Origin of the sequence: Mucilaginibacter sp. cycad4, from assembly GCF_034263275.1 — a bacterium.
Classification (GTDB): Bacteria; Bacteroidota; Bacteroidia; order Sphingobacteriales; family Sphingobacteriaceae; genus Mucilaginibacter.
The window spans coordinates 907,817-929,531 of record NZ_CP139559.1 but is presented as its reverse complement, the minus strand read 5'-3'; the positions used below and the strand labels follow the sequence as shown (position 1 = coordinate 929,531).

The window sequence follows — 21,715 nt, the reverse complement described above, 5'->3', positions numbered from 1 at the left end:
GAGTTTTGTATGTAAATCATTTAAGAAACACTCGCCCAAAGCGGGTGTTTCTTATTTAAATCGCTTTTTTTCTCCCAGGGGAATTTGCTGCCTGTTACCATCATTCAAATAAATTCATAAATTTAGCATGTGCAAGATTACCTTTTATTCATAGATACCGAAACTTCCGGCCTGCCCAAAAAGTGGGACCTCCCCTATTGCGATAACGACAACTGGCCTTATGCGCTGCAGGTGTCATGGATTGTTTACACCAACAACATGACAGAGATAAAGCGCGAAGATCATTATATTAAGGATAATGACTTTACCATCAGTCCAAAAGCATATGCTGTTCATGGCCTTACACAGGAGTATTTGGTTGAGCACGGCGAATGGCGCAGGGATGTAATGACTATGCTGGCCAATGATCTGCTTGAATATGAACCATTGGTAATAGGCCACTTTATTGAACTTGACCTGAATGTGGCCGGCGTTGAGTTTTACCGCACAGGGATCGTCAACCCGCTTCAAAATTTAAAAACCTTTTGTACTATGCTGGCTACCACCAAATGGGTACAAAATCCGCAGACCAAGTATTTAAGGCTAAACCAGTTGTACGAGGTACTGTTTAACAAAACATTCGACAGGCAGCACAATGCCCTTGAAGATGCCGAGGCTACTGCCGAATGCTTTTTTGAAATGCTGAAACGCGGCGACATTACCGAAGAGAGCGTAGCACACCAGGAAGTTTACCTGCAAAAGATCCGCTCCGAAAAAAAATACCTTTTACCCGCAGCCATCGTTTTAATATTGATCATCATCATAGCTTTTTGGTTATATGGTTCAACGTCTTGATTTTTTAAGTAAAGTATCCCCTTTTAACCTGCTCCCTGCCGAGGTACTTGAACAGGTTGCCGACCAGTTGCAGGAGATCCGCTATAGTAAGGACACGGTTATCTACCAGCAGGAAGTAACCAAAATGCGCGGCGTGGATATCATAGCCGAAGGCGAGTATGAATCCTTTTTTTATGATAGTCAGCAAAACAAACGTTTGCTGGAGCATCATTATTCGGGCTACTGCTATGGCGGTATTTCGGTATTGCTTAATCGCAAGCAGTCTATCCGTACGGTGATTGCTAAAAAGGGTACCACCGTTTTCTTTTTGCATCGCAAAGATTTTCGGTCGCTGTGCAAAGCGTACGAGGATTTTGTACAATACTTTACTGCCGATTTTGGCAAACGGATGCTCAATGATGAGTTTGCCCATTTTTATAAGCGCCCGGCAACTTTTGAGGAAAGCTATATAGCTTCCGAACAAATGTACTCGCGCAAGATTGAAAGCATTGAGTATCGCGAAATAGTCTCCTGTTCGCAAAGCACACCGGTTTATGAAACTGCCCGGTTAATGGCTAAACATAAGGTGAGCTGCATTTTTATCCGCGATGAGCAAGCCAAAATTGTAGGCTATGTAACCGATATTACCCTGCGCGATAATGTGGTTTCCAAACAGGCGGATACTGCTCAGCCTGTTGGCAGTGTCATGGATAACCCTATCGTTTGCATCAGCACCAATGCTTATGTATACGAGGCTATTTTGATGATGTTCCGCACCAAAACACGGTACCTGCTCATCAAAAACGGGGATGAGTTTGTAGGCAGCATTAGCAGGAATAAATTATTGTCCGAGCAGGCGCAATCGCCCCTGGTGTTTATCCAGTCGGTTAAGCAGGCCATCTCAGTACAGGAGCTTAAGCGCAAATGGGAATCGGTACCGCAAATGGTTACACAATTGCTTGGCCGTGGTGTAAACGCCGAAATTGTGAACCAGGTAATCACCACCATTGCCGATACCATTGCCATAAAGGTAATTGAAAGCGTTATTGCAACCATGGGGCAGCCACCCGCCAAATTTGTTTTTATGGTGCTTGGCAGCGAAGGCCGTAAAGAACAAACCTTTAAAACCGACCAGGATAACGCCATTATTTATGAAGATAAAGCCAATGAACACCGCGAAGAGGTACGCGAATATTTCCTGAGCTTTGCGCAGCAGGTATCTGAAAAGCTGGACCATATAGGTTTTAGTTTTTGCACCGGCGGCTACATGGCCCAAAACCCTAAATGGACACACTCCCTATCCCACTGGAAACGCAATTACGAAAGCTGGATGACCGAAGCTGTGCCCGAAACCGTGATCCAGTTCTCCACTTTTTTTGACTGCCGTTACCTGTATGGCGAGGCCGGCATTATGGACGAGCTGAAAGAGTTTCTGGATGAAGAACTACAAAAACCTTTGGGTAAGATCTTTTTCCATATGGCTAAAAATGCTTTGCAGTACGAGCCACCGCTCACGTTTTTCAAAAATATCAAAACCTTTACCAAAGGCAGCCAGGAGGTTTTCGACATTAAAAAATCAATGACCCCAATTGTTGACCTGGTGCGGATGTATGCCCTGCGTCACCGTATTTTTGAGGTAAATACGGGAGAGCGATTGAAGGCATTGAAAGAAAAAGACGTATTCAATGAAAAGGAGGTTCACGAGTTAATCCAGTCGTACTATTTTTTAATGGGCCTGCGCCTCCGCAACCAGGCCTCCCAAATTATCCAGGACCGCACCGAACCCGATAATTACATCGACCCCGATAAACTCACCAAAATTGAAAAAGTAGCTTTAAAGGAGATTTTTAAAACCATAGATAATTTTCAAACAAGGATAAAGCTGGAGTTTACCAATAATTTGTTTGGGTAAGGGGATGGTATATTTAATCCACCGTCATGCCGAACTTGTTTAGGCATCCCACATGCAAAGAAGCACCAACCTTTCCCGTGGGATCCCGAAACAAGTTCGGGATGACAAGAGTTTTATCTAACGTCATGCCGAACTTGTTTCGGCACCCCGCGTGCTAAGAAACACGTGAGCTAAGCAACCGGATAATATCAATCCAATTCCAAATCTTCCTTTAAATCCTTAATCGTTGGGTTAATAGATTTGATCAGGTTGATTTTCCAATCCTTATGCCAATTCTTTAATTGCTTTTCTCTATCAATAGCATCGGTTATTCTATGAAAGTGTTCATAATAAACCAAGTCATATAAGCGATACTTCTTCACAAATAATGAACCTTCTCCATTAATATGCTGCCAAATTCTTGCACGGAGATCGCTTGTGACGCCGATATAAAATGTAGTACGATAGGCATTGGTCATAATGTAAACATGACCTTGTTTATCTGGCATTGTGATTGGGTTAGTTATGCCAAATTAAGACATTCCTTACTCAAAACAAAACCTCATTGTTTTACATGCTGCAGACCCGGCACATGAGGTGCCGAAACAAGTTCGGCATGACATAATTAAAAAATTGTCGTCATGTTGAACTTGTTTCAACACCACACTTGCTAAGCCGCATGCTAAACAAATCGACTACCTTTCTCGTGGGGTGCCGAAACAAGTTCGGCATGACATAATTAAAAAATTGTCGTCATGTTGAACTTGTTTCAACACCACACTTGCTAAGCCACATGCTAAGCAAATCGCATACCTTTGTTGTGGGGTGCCGAGCCAAGTGCGGCATGACGATGATTAAAAAATTGTCGTCATGTTGAACTTGTTTCAACACCACACTTGCTAAGCCACATGCTAAGCAAATCGCATACCTTTCTGGTGGGGTGCCGAGCCAAGTTCGGCATGACGACAGATTATAGCATTTTACAACTTCCCTGCCTTCTTCAAAGTAGCAGCGGCTTCAACCATCATTACACCGCTTAACTGGGTAGTAAGGTCTGTTGTTCCCGATGGTTGCTTTTTCCAATCCGGGCTGATCATAAGCGATGGCCTTTCGATACCTGCTGTGTACAAAGTTTCGGCGTTAAATTTGAGGAAGCTGATAAACTTAGTCCTATCGGTTTCAGCAACATCCTGATCAAGGGCCAGTAATGTAAGATACCTGATCAGGATCCCCTTAAACAAACCACCATCGCCCTGTCCTTCCGATTTCAGGATCCCGCCGGGTGAAATATCTGTATCATTAATGGTGGCATTGGCAGTGTTTACAGCATCAGTAAGGTAGGCGGCATCTTTGGTAACATGATAGAGCTCCAGTGCTGCGCCAATAAATATCCCCTGGTTATAGGTAAACTTCCACTTGCTGATCTGCCCGTCGCCATTGGCGTTTATGCCATCCCAGATAATACCCGAAGGATCAAGCAGGGTTTTCTTTAGCCAGGTATATAATCTTTTTGCTGTCGCGAGGTCGGCCTCATTTTTTTCCAGCGCATATAAGCGGGCGGCAAAAATAATGGCAGGTGCATTTGCAGGTGTGTTTTTATAATCCAACTGATTTTTGCGCCAGGCTATACCGCCACCCTGGTTATTATTCTCGCCGGTTTGGATGTCTGTCCAAAGCGTGTGGGCAGCTGTAAGATAAGCGGCATCATTTGTGGCACTATAAGCGCGCAGGTTTGCCAGATCCAGCCATTCCATATCGTCATAAAAATTATTGGAAAGACCGCCATTAGTGGTTTTAATCCCGGCCAAAAGCGAGCTCATTCTTTGCTTATAGACATCATTATTGGTGCGCAGGTAGGCATCGGTAAAAACATCCAGCGTATGGGCATTGGGCCAGTAATTAAAGGTGGTGCTACCCGCGTTATTTGCTACGAAGTAATTCCCGTTTGCTGATATGAACGTGGTATATGTTTTTTCCTGTAAGGAATCTGCCGTTTCGGCGTACTTATATTCCACCTTTGCCGAAGCTTTATTTCCGTACAGCGGGAAAGGTTTGTCCTTTAAGCACGATGAAAAAGTCATGGCCATAGCGCCCACAAGGGCAACATTGGCTATGTTATTGAATAGCTTATTTTTCATAAAATATCTTTTATCATCAACCTGCCGCCATGCGTTTAACAGCATAGCAGCAGGCAGCGGTTAATATTATTTAACAGTAACAATGTGGGTGTAGGCGGTCGCATCGGCGCTAAAATCAACTACGATATCTGCGTTGTGATTATCGGCTGCCCCGGTAAACTTAAAGCAGAAATCATACTGCGCATTATTAACCGGCACCATGTACCAGAATGATTTAGCTGTATTGGCATCCGGGCGACTGTTATCTGAGTTTTTGCTTCCGTAAAACTGGGTTGAACTATTGCCGGATGCGTCTTTAAGAGTAAAACGGAACTTATAACGCTCGTCCCTACCCCATGACTCCTGGTGGAAAACGATAGAAGCATTATCAATTTCCCATTTACCACCTGCTTTGTAAGGGATCGGAAACCAAACTTTATTATCGGCAGCAAACCATAAACCAACTTCTGTCACTTCGGTTATCGCAGCTGAGGCCGAAGTAAAGTCAACCACAATACGTTCAACCTTGGTTGCCCCGGTTACAGTGGTATTACCATCTTTTAAAAGTTTAACGCCATCGATAGAATAAGTGGCAGGTGTGCCCGTATTACGTTCGGCAAAGTGATAGGTACCCGCTTTTATTGATGTCCAGGCCTCGAATACACCGGCGGCGGTTTGCTTAAAGTGTACAGCTTTACTTAAGTCTTCGCCGCCTTCGGTAGCTGAACCGGTTAGGTACAGATCGGCAGGAATATCGGTAAAGCCGGCAGCACGCTGAACCTCAATAATGCTTGAAGCAGTTGCCTTAACCACATTGATGCCTTTTGATGACATTACGGTCCATTTCAATTTACCGGTGGCCTGCGGCTGGATCCCCGCCAGATCGGCCACCTTATTCAGGTCTTTATAAGAGATGGTAAGTTTGTTGTACAAACCGTTAGCATCTGAAGGAATGGTATAAACAGGTTTTGAGAAATCACCGCCTTCTTTATCAAAAGCCACTTCATATAACACCAGGCCATTGTCTTCGGCATGAGCTTCGGCCCATTCAAAAGTGGCCGAACCGGTTACCGGCTCCAGTTGAATGAATTTGTTATTTGCAGGAGCAAACAGGTTGGTTACTGCCGATACCTGTGTATGCTGCAAGGTTTTATCCTTTTTACAGCCTGTTAGCATTAAAATGGTTATGATGCCTGCCATAAGGCAGTATGTAATATTTTTCATGATCGTAATTGATTATAATGTCTTTTTTATAAATAATTATTGATTTACCAGCCCGGGTTTTGAGTTAGGTTAGGGTCAACGGCGCGCTCATCGCGCGGGATTGGCCACAGGTAGTTTTTCCCCTTGTCAAAAGTGCGCAGGTTAGCCCTGATATAACCGTTATCAACAGATGCAGGGCCATACTTGGCACCATGCGCCCAGCCGTTCAGAACGGTTTCGGCAGTATGCCAGCGGCGGATATCAAATACCCGCAGGCCTTCCATAGCCAGCTCTACACGGCGCTCATTACGCACAATATCTCTTAAGTCGGCCTGTCCGGCTGCGCTGAAGTTAAGTGCAGGAGCATCGGTAAAGCCAGCCCGGCTGCGCAGCGCTTTTATCGTTTTATCCCAAACACCGGCATCCAACTGCCCAAGCTCATTTTTAGCTTCGGCATACATCAGCAGTACATCGGCATAACGGATCAGGATCAGGTTTAAGGCAGATTGAAAATTTACGGCAGATGAAGGGTCGTAATATTTACGGGTATAATAAGCAGTAGGCGAGCTTACTTTGCCAGGCGCATATTCATCAGGCTTGGTAGCGCCGGGATCATCGCCCGGTTTGGTGTAAATTACCTGAACGCTGTTATCGGGCTTTTTCCATTTATAACCATTGTACACAACCGTATTGGTAAGCCTTGGGTCGCGATTTACATATGGATTGTTTTCATCGTATCCCGAACCCGCATCCGTGATCTTTTTGCCGTTTTCCATCAGGTAACTGTCAACCAGTTCCTGGGTTGGGGCAAGGGCGTTTAAGCGGGCACCAACAGCAAGCGGCGCCATATCAAAAAAGTTGCTGTATGTGCGCACATCCGGAACAAATTCCAGGTCGAAGATCACCTCGCTGTTGTATTCATTTTGCGGTAAAAACAATCCCTCATATGACGGGAACAGACTGTAGGTGCCATTGCTGTTATCATTCATCAGCTTTTCGCAGGTAGCGGCAACTTCCTGCCAGCGGCTTTCATACAGCAGCACTCTTGCTTTTAAGGCGATAGCTGCACCTTTGGTGATACGCCCTCTGTCGGCATCTTTATAAGCGGTATTAACCGGCAAATCAGTTGTGGCGGCATCAAGCTCCTTCAGCACAAAATCAACAACCTGTGCTTTTGGCGTGCGTGCAATGCTTTTTGATTGGTCAATACTGATGTCTTTATCAAACAAAGGCACATCGCCCCACCAGGTTTCAAGCATAAAATAATGGAAAGCACGGATAAACCTTGCTTCGGCTTTCATGCGGGCTTTCAGCGTTGCATCCATAGCAGTTACCCTATCTACATTCTCTAAGAAAATGTTGCAGGTTTTTATGCCGCTGTAATGGAAGCCCCACTCCTGTTTGATCCGCCCCAATGATGGATCGTAAGTACCTGCGGCAAGCGAGGCTGCACCCTGGTTATCTCCGCGACCATTGTACGCGTTATCCGACGCTCCTTCATTATAGAAGAAATAGTCGTTGCTAAACATTTGCGAGTAGGCTGTATTAAGTACCGCATCGGCCTTTTCGGTGGTTGTCCAGAAATTGCTGTCGGTGAACTTATTGGTTGGCGCCAGGTCGAGCTTTTTACAGGCCGATATACTGGCCAGTAATACTAAGAAGGCGGTTTTATATGTCGAATATTTTTTCATGATAGATAGTATTATAGGGTTACATCTAAACCAAAACCATAGTAAATGGGCGTTGGGTAAGACCTCGCGCTGTTAGCGCCACCTGCCCCCAGGTTACTGTTAAATTCTGTCGATTCAGGATCGATAAACTTCACGCCCGAAAACGTAAGCAGGTTTTGGCCCGACACATAAGCCCTCAGTTTTTGTAAGCCCAACAATTTGGCCCATGCATTTGGAAGTGTGTAGCCTACCTGTACATTCTTTACGCGCAGGTATTTGCCATCAAACAAATACATATCTGAGCCACGCCTGAAGTTGTTTTCGTTTGACTGGCTTCCGCTGGCTGCAAGCCTCGGGAAACGGGCGTCGGGATTTTGAGGTGTCCAGAAATCAAGCTCATGCTGGTAAATAACCTGCGAATAGTTTACGTGGAAAGGCTCAACCTGCTCACCCCTGATAAACATACTGCGTTTACCCACGCCCTGCAAAAACAGGTTAAAGTCAAAACCTTTATAACTTACATTGTAGGTAAACCCAAAAGTTAAACGGGGGAACGGGTTGCCGAAAACAAACTTATCGTTATCATCAATTACTCCATCGCCATTAACGTCCACATAGCGGTTATCGCCCGGTGATACGGTTAAGCCGGTTGGCTTAGGCCCGTTTTTAATATCATCCAGGTTTTGAAAATAACCATCGCGCTTTAAGGCAACATATGAGCCTATCGGCAAGCCTACCCGGTTGATCACCTGCATCTCATCATAGCTTTTCAGCTGATCGCCGCCTTCGAGGTAAAGCACCTTGTTTTTGCTGTCGGCTACGTTGAAGCTAAAGGAATGTTTAAAGTTTTGCGTAGTAAGGTAGTAGTTAACCGTTAGCTCCCAGCCGTGGTTTTGTACTTTACCCGCGTTATAGCTTGGCAAACCGGCGCCAAACGTTCCCGGTACAATTGGGGGCAGCAGGATATCGCGGGTGGTTTTATTGAAGTAATCAATAGCAACGGTCAAACTGTTTTTCAGGAAGCCGGCATCAACCCCAATGTTAAGTGTTGCAGCACGCTCCCAGCGCAAATCGGGATTGGCAAAAGCTATAGCTGTACCGCCTACACCTGAGTTGTTAAAGCCATAAGCATTTTGGAAAGGGCCGTAAGTACGCAGGTATTGATAATCGCCAACACTTTGGTTACCTAAAATACCGTATGATGCACGCAGTTTCAGATCGCCGATATTGTTGCGGTAGTTTTGCATGAAGCGCTCCTCGGTAAAGCGATAGCCACCCGATACCGAAGGGAAGAAAGCGCCACGGTTTTGTGGTGCAAATTTTGATGAAGCGTCTACACGAAAATCAAACTCACCATAGTACTTGTTCATGTACGAGTAGCTTGCCCTGCCAAACAATGAATTAAGGCTGGTTTCGGTAGTAGCATTATTTGAAGCCGTTGAACTTGGATCAATGATAGTACCTGTAGTAGGTGTGCCCAGTTCAGGATCGGTATATTTTAGGTGGATGCTGTTTGCCTTACTGGTTGTTGATTCATTCGCTACACCTACAAGCACGTCAACATTGTGCGATTTATTGAAGGTTTTAGCATATTCGGCCAGTAACTGGGTATTGGTAAACAGGTTCTTGTTATTATCATCGTTGGTGTTCCTGTCGGCCCCATAAGTGCCTGAAGGATAAAAGTTAACCTGCTTAACCCTTGTAAACTGGTGATTTGCAAGTAACCGTCCGCCAAAAACGGCTTTGAGCTTAAAGTCTTTGGTAACCGACAGTTCGGCATTTAAGTTGCCCAACAGGTTGTCATCATCATGGGTACGATAGCCGCCCTGCTCCAGGATCCCCAGCGGGTTAAACTCGGTCAGTACATCATTGGTAAGGTACCGGCCCTGATCATCCTTTATTTTATAATAGGTAGGTGTACGGCCCGCATCAACAATCAAAGTCCCAGTGCTGTAGGAGTGTTCGCGGATTTCAGAGCGCGAATAGGCAAGGATACTTGTGAGCTTTAACTTACCGTAGTTACTGGTTAAGTTCATGCGGTAGTTATAGCGCCTTAAGCCGTAATCCGGCCCAACAAGATTGCTGCGCTGATCGGTCACCCCGGCAGATACCAGGAACGAGGTGGTAGCATTACCGCCTGTTAAGCTCAAGTTGTGACTTTGTTGCCACGAATCTTTTAAAATAGCGTCCAGAAACCATTGCTGATCGCCCTGCTGCTGAAAGTTGCGGATATCCTGCGGACTATAAATTGGCTGCAAACCGGCATTAACCATAGCCTCGTTGCGTAAAATGGCATTTTCATAGCTGTGTACCGGTTTATAGCCCACATGCGGCGATTGGATACCTGCCTGCCCGTTATAATTAACCGTAGTACGCGAGTTATTTTTACCTTTTTTAGTAGTAACCAAAATAACACCATTGGCCGAACGCGAACCATAAATAGCTGCTGAACCTGCATCTTTCAATACCGAAAGACTTTCGATGTCCAAAGGGTTAAGCAGGTTGATATCGCCGCCGGTAATACCATCTATAACCACCAGGGGTGTATTATCATTAAGCGTGCTTACCCCCCTGATGTTCACATTGGCATAAGCTCCGGGTTCGGAGCTGGTTTGCTGGATGATAAGGTTGGGCGACGTGCCTTGCAATGCCTGCGTTAAGTTTATGGAAGGCTTTGATTCAATGGCTTTAGCGCTGATCTGATCTACCGCGCCAATAACGTTTGAACGCCGCTGGGTACCATAGCCTACCACCACCACCTCATTAAGCGAGGTACGTTCGGGAACCAGTTGCACATTTATCGTGGCCTCATTGCCAATAGGCTGCTCTTTAGCTGCATAGCCTATAAAGTTAAATACGAGGGTTCCATTGGCATCAGGTACATCAATGGTATAATTACCATTAATATCGGTCACTGTGCCTATGGTGGTGCCTTTAACCCGTACGCTTGCGCCGGGTATAACTAAGTTGTTTTCGTCGGTAACTTTACCTTTGATTTTGATGGGTTGCCTGGGGCCATGCTCAATCCCTCCCGTATTGCTTTCAATTTCGGGCTTTTCGTCAATAACAATAACATCGTCAATGATCTTATAGCTGAGATTGAAGGGAGTTAATACCTGATCAAGTACTTCCCTGATACTTTTGTCTTTAACCTTAAGCGTCACAACATAAGTTGGTTTAAGTACATTATCGGCGTAGGCAAATTTGATATGCTTTTCGTTCGAGATCTTATCCAGCGCATCGGTTAGCTTGGCATTTTTTAATTTGAGCGTAACCGATACCTCCAGGAATTTTTGCCCGAACGAGTTGTTTGCCACGGCCGTAAAGCACATCAGGCAAACCACAAAGCAGGCAAGCGAGGTAATTTTCATTAATATTAATACATGACGAATTACTCCATTTGAAAATAGAGATATATTCATAGATTTGAGAAAATTAAAGTGTTTGAAATTCAAGTGTTTCGTTCTGAATTGGACCTCTAAACGCTGCACTTATTAATAACCCGGCATTTTAGTTTAACCCTGTCAAAATCCCTTTTGAGCAGGGTTTTTTAATGTATTTATGTTATCATAGCTTGTATTTAGGTTAACTGATAATTGGTATCTCTCTTTTTATTAATTGGTTTTTATGTTAACAGCCCCGGCCTTTTAGCTGATAAACAGAGCCTTTTTGCACGGCTTTGCCCTTCACCAGTTTCGATATGATCTTCATGATATTCTCCAGCGAAACATTGGTAAAATTTGCTGTAATGGAGCATCGTACAAGGTTAACATCGGCCTTTACGGTTACGTTGAAGTGGCGGTTAATGGTATTGAGCACCTCGGTCAGCGCCATGTTTTTAAACACCAGCTCTCCATCCTTCCAGCTGCTTAGCGCGTTTACATCCACCTGTTTATTTTTGGTGACCGATAGTCCGTCTTTATTAAATACAACCTCCTCGGCAGGCGTTAAAAAGGTTGTGATACTTTTTGCCTTACCTGCAGGTGTAACCACCCCTACCTTGCCACTCAAAACATCAACCTTAATAAAGCGTTCATTAGTGTAGGCCTTGATGTTAAAACTGGTACCCAATACCTGGGTGCGCACTTGCCCGGTGTGTATAATAAAAGCCTTTTCCGGGTCGTGGGCTACATCCAGGAAAGCCTCGCCTTCAAGCTTAATCTCGCGTTTTTCGCCACGGAAAGTTTCGGGGTAAATAAGCTTACTGCCTGCATTTAACCATATTTTGGTACCATCGGCAAGTGTAAAGTTTACAGTTTGCCCGTTTGCTGCGACCAATTGTTTATCGGCGATAGGATCAAGGCTATCGAGCAGCGCATAGCGGTAATGGTAAGCTGCCGTTACCGAAATACATAAACCCGCAAGAAGCGAGGCAGCAACCATCCATCTTTTTGATTTGCCACGGTTTTTCTTCTCGGCATTATCTAAAACAGCATTGATCCTGCTGTATACACCATCAGTATTAAATTCCACCTTATCTCCGGCCTCGTTTTGTACGCTGCGGAGATCAAGCTCGTCGAGATATTTATTCACAAGCTCTTCCTGCAAATGCCTGTCATTTGCGCCGGATCGTTTTTTTCTGAAAGGGAATTTTGCCATGGTTTATAATTGCAGGATGCAATAAACCGGGGTACCCCCCAAAGCAATTGAAAATATTTTTTGAGATTTATTTACCAAACATATGCAACAACAGCAAGGCCACTACCGACGGCAGGTAGTCGGTTAAACCGGTGCGCAGATATCTTAAAGCAATAGTGATCTGGTTTTCGACGGTTTTAATGGAAATATTTAGCCGGGTGGCTATTTCTTTATTGCTCAAATACTCTTTACGGCTCAGGGTAAAGATCTGCCTGCATTTTTCGGGCAATTGAGCTACGCCATCTTCCAGTAAATGAGCAATATCATCCTGGAACAGCTTGCTATCAGCCGAATATTTTTCGACCAGTGTTTCAATCACGGTAAGATCTACCGATGCCTTTTTTGTGCGCAGATAAAATAACACACGGTGCCTGATAGCCACTTTGAGGTACGCCTCAAGCGAAGTGATATTTAATTGGTTGCGCTTTGTCCATAAATCAATAAACAGCTCCTGCACCAGGTCTTCACAAACATCTTTATCCCTGAAAAGGTTATAAGCCGCATAAAACAATTTCGACGAATATTTATGGTACAGGATTTCAAATGCCTTACGGTCATCAAGCCTTAACTGCTCCAATAACCGGGCATCAGGCCACATTTGATATTCCTTATTGTGGAGCATAAGCGGCGGTAAAACGGTTTACTGATTGGTGAGGCATATTTACAAGAAAATTTTTAAATAAAAAAACTTTTAAATATTACTCAGGCCAAATACAGTTACTCTGCCAGGTAATAAACATAAAGAAATGGTGTTTAATGCCTTAAATTTTAGTTGATTGAATAGTTCCCCCTCTTGCCCCGCCACTTCCCAATCCCTACCTTTGTATTATGTCAGTCGCTCAAAATATAAAGGTTGCCGTTGATGCCGTAGTATTTGGATATACCTCCAAGGAGGGATTGTCTGTACTGCTTATCAAACGCAATATTGAGCCTTTTAAAAACAGCTGGGCATTGCCGGGTGGCCTGGTAGCTGATCATGAGTCGTTAGAGGAAGCTATTCAGCGGGAGTTACGGGAAGAAACCGGCGTTAACATCACTTACCTGGAACAACTGTACAGCTTCGGCCAGCCGGGGCGCGACCCTCGTAACAGGGTGATCTCCATAACTTATTACGGACTTGTAAGACCCGATGCCTTTGTTGTTAAAGCCGCTACCGATGCCAGTGATGTAAACTGGTTCAACATCAAAAAGCTCCCCGCCCTCGCGTTTGATCATACCACCATCATCAGCGTAGCACGCGACCGCCTCAAAAGCAAAATGCTTTATCAGCCCGTGGGTTTTGAGCTGCTTGAGGAAAAATTCCCTTTCTCCGAACTCGAAAAGCTCTACCTTGCCGTGCTCGACCGCCCTATCGACCGCCGTAACTTTAAAAAGAAGATCACCAAATACGGCTTCCTGGAAGAAACCACCGAAAAACAAGCCCTCGAAGGCGCCGGCCGGCCGGGTAACCTTTTCCGCTTTAACGAGGAAAAGTATTTTCAGTTGAAAAAAGAAGGAATTAGCTTCGAGATATAAAGAAAGCCCCCTCTAAACGGCGTAGCCCTCATGAGCGCTAAAAATAAACCACTTGCGAATAATCTCCCCCGGTTGGGGAGACTTTTAACCACATTCGTCGTTCCGAATTTATTTCGGGATCCCAAATGCTAAGTGTTCGCTATGCTTGCGCCTCTGCTTATGGGGTGCTGAAACAAGTTCAACATAAACAGATTCGTCATCCCGAATTTATTTCGGGACCCCACATGCTAAGTGTTCGCTATGCTTGCGCCTCGGCTTGTGGGTGCTGAAGCAAGTTCAACATAAACAGATCCGTCATCCCGAATTTATTTCGGGACCCCACATGCTAAGTGTTCGCTATGCTTGCGCCTCGGCTTGTGGGTGCTGAAACAAGTTCAACATAACCAGATTCGTCATCCCGAATTTATTTCGGGTCCCCACATGCTAAGTTCGCTATGCTTGCGCCTCTGCTTATGGGTGCTGAAACAAGTTCAACATAACCAGATTCGTCATCCCGAATGTATTTCGGGATCCCACATGCTAAGTGTTCTCTATGCTTGCGCCTCGGCTTGTGGGGTGCTGAAACAAGTTCAACATACCCAGATCCGTCATCCCGAATTTATTTCGGGACCCCACATGCTAAGTGTTCGTTATGCTTGCGCCTCGGCTTGTGGGATGCTGAAACAAGTTCAGCATGACGGGTTTATCTTACCAATATTATAAAACCTCCCCCCCAAAATTTAAAAAATAATTTGCGTATTAAAGACACATATTTATATTTATGTACAATTAACGCAAAATAGAAATGAAAACAGGAGTAATTATAGCATGCTTTCAAACGCCGTACCTGCATGAGAGTCAGAGGCAACTGATGGCGCCGACCTGCCTTTAATGATAAAAGACGGCTCTATTAGCGAAGAACACATTGAATTGTTTAATTTCATCACCGGCAAATACCTTAAAAATTAAAGCCATGAAAAAGGAAAATCTGATCCTGTTAGCCGACGCATATAAATACGCCCACCATAAATTTTACTACCCCGGCACCACCAATATTTACAGTTACCTGGAAAGCCGCGGGGGCATGTTCAACGAAACCGTTTTTTTCGGTCTGCAATATATTTTGAAGGAATATTTACAGGGCATTGCCTTTAACCAGGTTGATTTGGATGAAGCGGATGAGTTTTTAAAACAGGTATTCGGGCGTGACGATGTGTTTGATTGCAGCAAGTTTCAGTACATATTGGACAAATACAACGGCCATCTGCCGGTACGCATTAAAGCAGTGGCCGAAGGTACCAGCGTACCCACCGGCAACGTGCTCATGACCATTGAAAACACCGACCCGGAATGCTACTGGCTCACCAACTTCCTCGAAACCCTGCTGATGCAGGTTTGGTATCCCTGCACCGTAGCCACGCTAAGCCACGAGGTTAAAAAAACAGTTACCCAATACTATGAGGAAACCGCGACACCCGAATCTTTCGGCGGGATTGGTTTTGTGCTGAATGATTTTGGTTTCCGCGGTGTGAGCAGTGTGGAGAGCGCCAAAATTGGCGGCGCCGCCCACTTGCTTAGTTTTGCAGGCAGCGACAACCTGGCCGGATCTGGTATGGCGATTAAATACTACCATGCAGAAAAAGTATATGGCTTAAGCATCCCCGCTACCGAACACAGCATTTGTACCCTGCTTGGCCAGGAAGGCGAGCTGGAGATTTTTAAACACGTGCTACGCAGCTTCCCTACCGGCGTTATTGCCTGTGTAAGCGATAGCTATAACATTTTCCGCGCCTGTAGTGAATACTGGGGCGAAGACTTGAAACAGGAGGTCCTGAAACGCGACGGCACCCTGGTGATCCGCCCGGACAGCGGCGACCCGGTAATGACCCTGCTGGAGATTTTTAAAATTCTGTTTGATAAATTCGGCTTTACTACTAATGCCAAAGGTTATAAAGTACTGCCGCCGCAGGTTAGGGTGATCCAGGGCGATGGGGTAAACTACACCGAGATCGGCCTGATTTATAAAGCCCTTAAAGCAACCGGCATTAGTGCCGAAAACCTGGTGCTGGGCATGGGCGGCGCATTGTTGCAAAAGGTCGACCGTGATACCCAAAAGTTTGCGTTAAAATGCAGCAGTGCGGTAATAAACGGCGAAGAAGTTAACGTTGAAAAAAGCCCTGCCGAAATGGATGCCAAGGGCAACATCATTACCAGCTTTAAAAAGAGCAAGGGCGGCAGGCTCAAACTGGTAAAAACTCCGGAGGGTTACAAAACCATTCACCAAAACGAACAACCCGAACTGGCCGACCAACTGCAAACCGTTTTTGAAAACGGCCATATTATTAAAGAATTTACCTTTGACCAGGTAATTAATACGTTAAACAACTAACCAATTCATTAGCTTTCAACCCTGTGCATTCAGCTTTATGCTCTATAAATAAAAATGAAAAAACTACTCTTTGCCATAACCGGATACGAATACCTTGCCGAAAAAGTGCTTGCCCTTGGCCATTGCGAACGCGGTGAGATTGAAGTAAGCCACTTTACCGACGGCGAACGTTACCAGCGCATCCTCTCTAACGTGGAAGGCAGGGAGGTACTGCTGATTGGCGGTACAGTGAGCGACAGCGCTACGCTTGAATTATATGATCTTGCTTCGTCACTGGTAAGCTACGGAGCCGATTCGCTTACCCTCGTGATCCCCTACTTTGGTTACAGCACCATGGAGCGCGCCGTTAAACCCGGCGAAATTGTGACCGCCAAAACCCGTGCCCGCCTGCTCTCGGCCATCCCTAAATCAAACCGGGGCAATAAGGTCATGCTGTTCGACTTACATAGCGAAGGCATCCAATACTATTTTGAGCAGGACCTGTACCCTGTACATGTGTACTGCAAGGATATTGTGATAGAAGCAGCCACCCGATACGGCGGCGACAACTTTGTAATGGCCAGCACCGATGCCGGCAGGGCCAAATGGGTTGAATCGTTAGCCAACGATATGGGCGTAAATGCCGCCTTCATCCTCAAACGCCGCCTCAAAGGCGACCATACCGAAGTAAGCGCCATCAATGCCGACGTAGCCGGCAAAACGGTGATCATTTATGACGACATGATCCGCTCAGGAGGCAGCATCGTAAACGCCGCTTTAACCTACAAAAATGCCGGCGCCGGGGATATTTATGTAATTACTACGCACGGTTTGTTTGTGAACGATGGTATTGGGAAGCTAAAAGCCTGCGGGGCTATTAAAAAGCTGATCTGTACGGATACGCATGTGAATTGCCGCGACTTAGAAAATGATGATTTTGTGGAGGTGAGGACTGTGGCGGGGTTGATATGTTCTTAATATCCCTTAAAAAATGAAATGCATCTGATTAAGTAACCTGAATTAAGTTAACACGCTAAATCCAATTAAGATGAACAGGCTTATATTGATAGGTAACGGTTTCGATTTGGCACACGGTCTGAAAACTGATTATAATAGTTTTATTTTATGGTATTTAAAAAAATGTTTAATACAAGCATTTAATCCTAATAACTTACATTATGAGGACAATCTTATTTCAATTGATACGATCATACCTAATCACCCATTGAAGTTTAGCAACTCAATTGATAAAGAGATTAATGGAATTTCTGCCTTGATAGATCATTATTATAAAACCGATTTTAGTGCTTTGCTTGATCACGAATGGCTATACCCCAATTCAAATGAAAGGACAAAAAACCCCTTCAAAATTAAGACAAAGTCCATTTTTTTCAACTCTCTTATCAGAAAATGCTCCCATGCAAATTGGGTTGCCATTGAAAATGAGTTTTATAAATCGTTAAAAATACACCTAAACAATACAGCGTCACAAAATCAATTAATTCAACTTAACAACTCACTACGTGCTTTAATAGATGAACTTGAAATCTACCTTTCAAGTATTAATAACAAAGTTATGATAGAAGGATATAAGGATCTACTTTTATCAAATAACGACAATTGTATGATTTTAAATTTCAATTATACAAATACCATTGAAAATTACATAACCGACGAGTTTATTGGGAACGCAAAAAAATATCGAGAAAATAATTTTCTCATAAATTATATTCATGGTAAACTAAATGATATTGAAAACCCATTGATATTTGGATTCGGAGATGAAATTGACGAAGACTACCGTAGAATGGAGTTAATGAACAACAACGCTTTTTTTGAGTTTATTAAATCATTTTGGTATTTTAAAACCGATAACTACAGTAGATTAATTGACTTTTTAAATCATGATTATTATGAAGTTCTAATCGTAGGACATTCCTGTGGGTTATCTGATAGGACTCTATTAAATATGATTTTCGAACACAAATATTGTGAGGCTATTGAGATTATTTATCATCAACGAGAAGAAAGCAATAACTACACGAATTTAACTTATGAAATATCGAGACACTTTAAAGATAAAATTCAATTGAGAAAGAGGCTGGTTCCGTTTCCAAAGTGTAAGCCAATGCCTCAATACACTCCTTAGGTCTCGGCTCATTTATAGAGCCGACTGGCCTATTTGAAATAGTCACGAACTATGTTACCGATATGTCCATCATTCTTATAAACCGCAAGCTTAAGTTTTATTAGTCGAATACGGCCTACAGCGAGAGATACATCAAATGTTTCTGAAATTAGTTTGAGTAGATTTAACGCTTGCACTTGATTTACTGGCTGTGAGTCTACAAAGAGATACCCTTTATGAATACCATTTTCCTTAAAAAAACGATTAACTAAATTTTCTAATTTTGGCCGAGGAAGTAACAATGTACTTGCGAATAAATTCGCTTGAATCTCAATACGACGTTCATTATCCATGTAATTAGGATTTAACACTTCAAGCGTTGCTTCGTCATCATTTTTTTCCTTCACGGCACCTTCAAGTAGCTTACGATGCAGTATCATATGACCAACTTCATGAGCAAAAGTAAAACGCCACCGGTGCGGATCATCTCTTAGGCGGGGATTAACTCGAATAACTTCACTCTCAAAATCAATACTCCCCAACTTTTCATAAGGCATTTCATCATCAATCTCGAACACGAAAGGGTATTTAGAGATTAAAAATGCAGCGAGCTTCTCGATGGATAACTTCTGACCATTGTTAATGTCATGGTTATATAAACGATCTACTATATTTTCTATTCGTTCATCAGTTAAGAAAGGGACTGATATAAATTTCTCTTTATGGCGGTAAATATCTATTATCCCACTCTCTATCAAAGCATCTGGCAAACCGTCAAATAGTATACCATTAAGATAACCAATAAATTTAGGCAACTTATCTGATGTAGTATAAAAGTAATCAGCTAAACGTTGTAGGTCGAGTCCGCCTTTTTTTTCGTGACGGTAGTTTATCCATTGGTACTCATCATTTGGATCGAGGCGAACAACTCCTATTTTAAGCGATTTTGCCAGTTCCAATGCCCCCGATTGGAGTTGATTATTCGTAACGATGATACCTTTGGTATCATGTTCTCCTATTTGACGAATCTTTGACTCAAACTCCTCGACATCATCAACAGTCACACGATGATTGTAATGTTTACATTCAATGATACTGAGAATTGAATATGGCACGTCAGGTTTCAGCCTTGTCTCGACGGTAACATCAAAAATAATATCGTTTTTCCTTTTGAATGAATAGTATGCCTTCTTGCGAAACACTTGACTTTTCTTACCTGGCACATAAAATTCATCCTCATTCAGTAACCGCTGAATCATTTGTGCTACACGATCTTCGAAAGCGTTACCTTTTTTTGTGGTATTCATGGTTTAGATAAAAGAAAATGCAATATAAAGGTTAATTCTCTTTTAATCTCTAACTGGTCGAAGTTTAGCGATAACGTAACTTCGTCCTATAATGTGTTAACCCAACTGGGGTGAGAATGCAGCATCTTGTCCTAAAATAGGGTTACAAAGGTCTGTATGAATAACTTAGTGTCTACAACACGACCTCCGCTGGTGCGCTCGTGTCGCGCGTTCTCAACACTAACTGTCCTATGGGTCATGGTATTTACACCCACATTCTCTACCTTTACAAATACCATGTTAATCCACAAAGAAATTAGAGGCGACGAACTTTACTTGTATATGAACGGCAAACTCATTTACAAAAGATGGCTTGGTACAGGGGCATCAAAAGTATTTGACGTTATAGCTTATAATAAAAATACGCTTGTAAGTATAAAGGACCCGGAGCAGCAGGAAAAACGCGAACTGATATCAGTTAGTGCCCTATTAAAATTAAAAGCAACGGCAGATGGTGGGAGGCGAACAGGAATATTAAGCGGATACAGGCCAGATCATGTGTTTGAATACCCCGAAAACGACGGCATACTTGAAGCATATATGGGCGATATTACCTGGTATAGCGGGATTGCAATTGAGCCGGGAGAAGAAAAAGTAGTAACTGTTAGATTTTTGCTCCGTCCGCAAATAGGACAATATCTGAGCGTGGGCCGGAAATGGCGAATACACGAAGGCCCTATTTGCATTGGGGAGGCTAAAATAATCGATTTTATTTGAAGCCTCCTAAAATGTGTTAAGCTTTCAGGCACTTGCCTTATAAAAATGCCTGATACTCGCGCGATCAACCTTTTGTTCAGCGTGCCACAGTTCATAATTATTTTGAAGATTTATCCAAAACTGCGATGTATTGCCGAATGCCTCAGATAGTTTGATAGCAAGTTCCGGGCTAATCCCCGTATGGCCATTAACTATAGCTGAAAGGTTGGCACGGGCCATACCCAGGCCTTTCGCTACTTCAGTAATGGTCAGTTCCTGTTCATCAATAAACATTTCTTTTAAAATGAAGCCGGGATGATTGGGCGGTAATTTGCGTTTCAACATAATATTTTCCTTTTTAATGATAGTCGATATAATCAACATCATGAATATTTCCATCCTCAAACCGGAAGATGAGGTTATTTTGAAGTAAGCTCTGATATAAATCCTTCAAAGGATTTCACAATTAATTCTTTCAACGGGTTATTATTTACTATCAATAAAGATCCGTAAACAGTAGATCCTTCATAGGGGATTTCACTGTTATACTTATCAATTGATGAATCCAAATCACGAGCCCACATATTAAACACAATTTTTCTATGCCTGGAATAGCCATCGTCACCAAAGCAAAAATAAATTAATGCCTTGTGATCATTTTTATCAAAGAAATCATTTACTGCATTCATTATTGTAGATCTGATTCTTCCGTCAAATTTTGATTCATAGGGAATGCAGTCATGATATCCATCCCGACTGAATCCGATATTATAAATAGTGTGAATATTTCCTTCCGAATCGGGAAGTGAAGATTCTGAGAAGTAAATAAGGTAATTGTGATTTAGGTCAGATATAAAATTGTATGATCCGTCCTCATTTATAGTAAAGCTATACGGGAGATACAATTTTAATTCCTTTAAGAGTAGACAAGCTTTCGCCGTTTTTGATTGCCTGGGCAATTCTCTTTTTATCCTCAATCATTTTTACGATAGGGTTAACAGCCTTAACGGTTACTACTCCCTTGTATTTTTTGTCGCGTTCCATGATCTGATAATTAATTAAATTTCAAATAAAAACATCACCAGTTACAGCGAAGTTTACAAAACTTAAATTATTATCTACACCAAAAAAGTATATCGATTTGACATCCATATACAAAATTAGTTTAAATAATATTTTGTGTAATTAACTATTACCAAGAGGCCAAACAGCGGAATCCGTCACGCGCGTGGTGTTGATTAAGTTAGTTATCGAAAGCTATAAATATTCGGATCTGCACGGCTCCTCAACTCGGAATTGCGCACTGGGAATGACCCGCTAATAATTGTAACTTATATTGTTTAATACCAAA

Annotated in this window: 18 protein-coding genes; 7 read left to right on the top strand and 11 right to left on the bottom strand. The window is 43.2% G+C overall.

What is annotated here, in order from left to right; translation table 11 throughout:
• The first annotated feature begins 129 nt into the window (after nt 1-129).
• Together SNE26_RS03855 and SNE26_RS03850 are read left to right on the top strand one after the other, a co-directional pair.
• Nucleotides 130-834, top strand: a complete 705-nt coding sequence (locus SNE26_RS03855) for a 3'-5' exonuclease (protein ID WP_321558055.1) — start codon at nt 130-132, stop codon at nt 832-834.
• Nucleotides 818-2,725: a DUF294 nucleotidyltransferase-like domain-containing protein gene (locus SNE26_RS03850; protein WP_321558054.1), complete on the top strand. Its 1,908-nt coding sequence runs from the start codon at nt 818-820 to the stop codon at nt 2,723-2,725. The genes SNE26_RS03855 and SNE26_RS03850 overlap by 17 nt, the downstream gene beginning before the upstream one ends.
• Before the next feature lie 188 nt (nt 2,726-2,913).
• Here the strand turns inward: SNE26_RS03850 and SNE26_RS03845 are convergent, their stop codons facing one another.
• The 7 genes from SNE26_RS03845 to SNE26_RS03815 form a co-directional block, all read right to left on the bottom strand.
• Complete coding sequence (locus SNE26_RS03845) at nt 2,914-3,213, bottom strand: GIY-YIG nuclease family protein (RefSeq protein WP_321558053.1); 300 nt, start codon at nt 3,211-3,213, stop codon at nt 2,914-2,916.
• 471 nt (nt 3,214-3,684) lie between these two features.
• On the bottom strand, nt 3,685-4,842 hold the full coding sequence (locus SNE26_RS03840) for a glycoside hydrolase family 76 protein (RefSeq protein ID WP_321558052.1): 1,158 nt from the start codon (nt 4,840-4,842) through the stop codon (nt 3,685-3,687).
• A 66-nt stretch (nt 4,843-4,908) separates the two neighbouring features.
• Nucleotides 4,909-6,045 carry a SusE domain-containing protein gene (locus SNE26_RS03835; RefSeq protein WP_321558051.1) on the bottom strand — a complete coding sequence of 379 codons (1,137 nt, stop codon included), beginning with the start codon at nt 6,043-6,045 and terminating at the stop codon, nt 4,909-4,911.
• A 44-nt stretch (nt 6,046-6,089) separates the two neighbouring features.
• Nucleotides 6,090-7,715 (bottom strand): RagB/SusD family nutrient uptake outer membrane protein, encoded by a 1,626-nt coding sequence (locus tag SNE26_RS03830; RefSeq protein WP_321558050.1) that lies wholly within the window; start codon nt 7,713-7,715, stop codon nt 6,090-6,092.
• An 11-nt stretch (nt 7,716-7,726) separates the two neighbouring features.
• Nucleotides 7,727-11,065: a TonB-dependent receptor gene (locus SNE26_RS03825; protein WP_321558049.1), complete on the bottom strand. Its 3,339-nt coding sequence runs from the start codon at nt 11,063-11,065 to the stop codon at nt 7,727-7,729.
• Nucleotides 11,066-11,324: 259 nt separating this feature from the next.
• Nucleotides 11,325-12,293 (bottom strand): FecR domain-containing protein, encoded by a 969-nt coding sequence (locus SNE26_RS03820; protein ID WP_321558048.1) that lies wholly within the window; start codon nt 12,291-12,293, stop codon nt 11,325-11,327.
• Between the two features lie 67 nt (nt 12,294-12,360).
• Nucleotides 12,361-12,954, bottom strand: coding sequence for an RNA polymerase sigma-70 factor (locus tag SNE26_RS03815; protein ID WP_321558047.1), 594 nt, complete (start codon nt 12,952-12,954; stop codon nt 12,361-12,363).
• A 206-nt stretch (nt 12,955-13,160) separates the two neighbouring features.
• Here SNE26_RS03815 and SNE26_RS03810 point away from each other — a divergent pair, with 206 nt between their 5' ends.
• The 4 genes from SNE26_RS03810 (at nt 13,161) to SNE26_RS03795 (ending at nt 18,343) form a co-directional block, all read left to right on the top strand.
• Nucleotides 13,161-13,847: an NUDIX domain-containing protein gene (locus SNE26_RS03810; protein WP_321558046.1), complete on the top strand. Its 687-nt coding sequence runs from the start codon at nt 13,161-13,163 to the stop codon at nt 13,845-13,847.
• Nucleotides 13,848-14,799: 952 nt separating this feature from the next.
• Nucleotides 14,800-16,215, top strand: a complete 1,416-nt coding sequence (locus SNE26_RS03805) for a nicotinate phosphoribosyltransferase (RefSeq protein WP_321558045.1) — start codon at nt 14,800-14,802, stop codon at nt 16,213-16,215.
• 54 nt (nt 16,216-16,269) lie between these two features.
• The gene (locus tag SNE26_RS03800) at nt 16,270-17,172 is read left to right on the top strand and encodes a ribose-phosphate diphosphokinase (RefSeq protein WP_321558044.1); all 903 of its coding nucleotides are present in this window, start codon (nt 16,270-16,272) and stop codon (nt 17,170-17,172) included.
• A 70-nt stretch (nt 17,173-17,242) separates the two neighbouring features.
• Nucleotides 17,243-18,343, top strand: a complete 1,101-nt coding sequence (locus tag SNE26_RS03795) for an AbiH family protein (protein ID WP_321558043.1) — start codon at nt 17,243-17,245, stop codon at nt 18,341-18,343.
• Nucleotides 18,344-18,372: 29 nt separating this feature from the next.
• On the opposite strand, the gene SNE26_RS03790 is transcribed toward SNE26_RS03795, so the two are convergent.
• Complete coding sequence (locus SNE26_RS03790) at nt 18,373-19,629, bottom strand: ImmA/IrrE family metallo-endopeptidase (protein ID WP_321558042.1); 1,257 nt, start codon at nt 19,627-19,629, stop codon at nt 18,373-18,375.
• Between the two features lie 276 nt (nt 19,630-19,905).
• Between SNE26_RS03790 and SNE26_RS03785 the strand changes: the two genes are divergently transcribed.
• Nucleotides 19,906-20,385: a hypothetical protein gene (locus SNE26_RS03785; RefSeq protein WP_321558041.1), complete on the top strand. Its 480-nt coding sequence runs from the start codon at nt 19,906-19,908 to the stop codon at nt 20,383-20,385.
• Nucleotides 20,386-20,409: 24 nt separating this feature from the next.
• Here the strand turns inward: SNE26_RS03785 and SNE26_RS03780 are convergent, their stop codons facing one another.
• From SNE26_RS03780 to SNE26_RS03770, 3 genes are all read right to left on the bottom strand, one after another.
• The gene (locus SNE26_RS03780) at nt 20,410-20,709 is read right to left on the bottom strand and encodes a HigA family addiction module antitoxin (protein WP_321558040.1); all 300 of its coding nucleotides are present in this window, start codon (nt 20,707-20,709) and stop codon (nt 20,410-20,412) included.
• A gap of 74 nt (nt 20,710-20,783) precedes the next feature.
• On the bottom strand, nt 20,784-21,269 hold the full coding sequence (locus SNE26_RS03775; RefSeq protein WP_321558039.1) for a DUF6169 family protein: 486 nt from the start codon (nt 21,267-21,269) through the stop codon (nt 20,784-20,786).
• Nucleotides 21,253-21,408: a hypothetical protein gene (locus SNE26_RS03770; RefSeq protein WP_321558038.1), complete on the bottom strand. Its 156-nt coding sequence runs from the start codon at nt 21,406-21,408 to the stop codon at nt 21,253-21,255. Before SNE26_RS03770 ends, SNE26_RS03775 begins: the two co-directional genes overlap by 17 nt.
• Nucleotides 21,409-21,715: the final 307 nt, after the last annotated feature.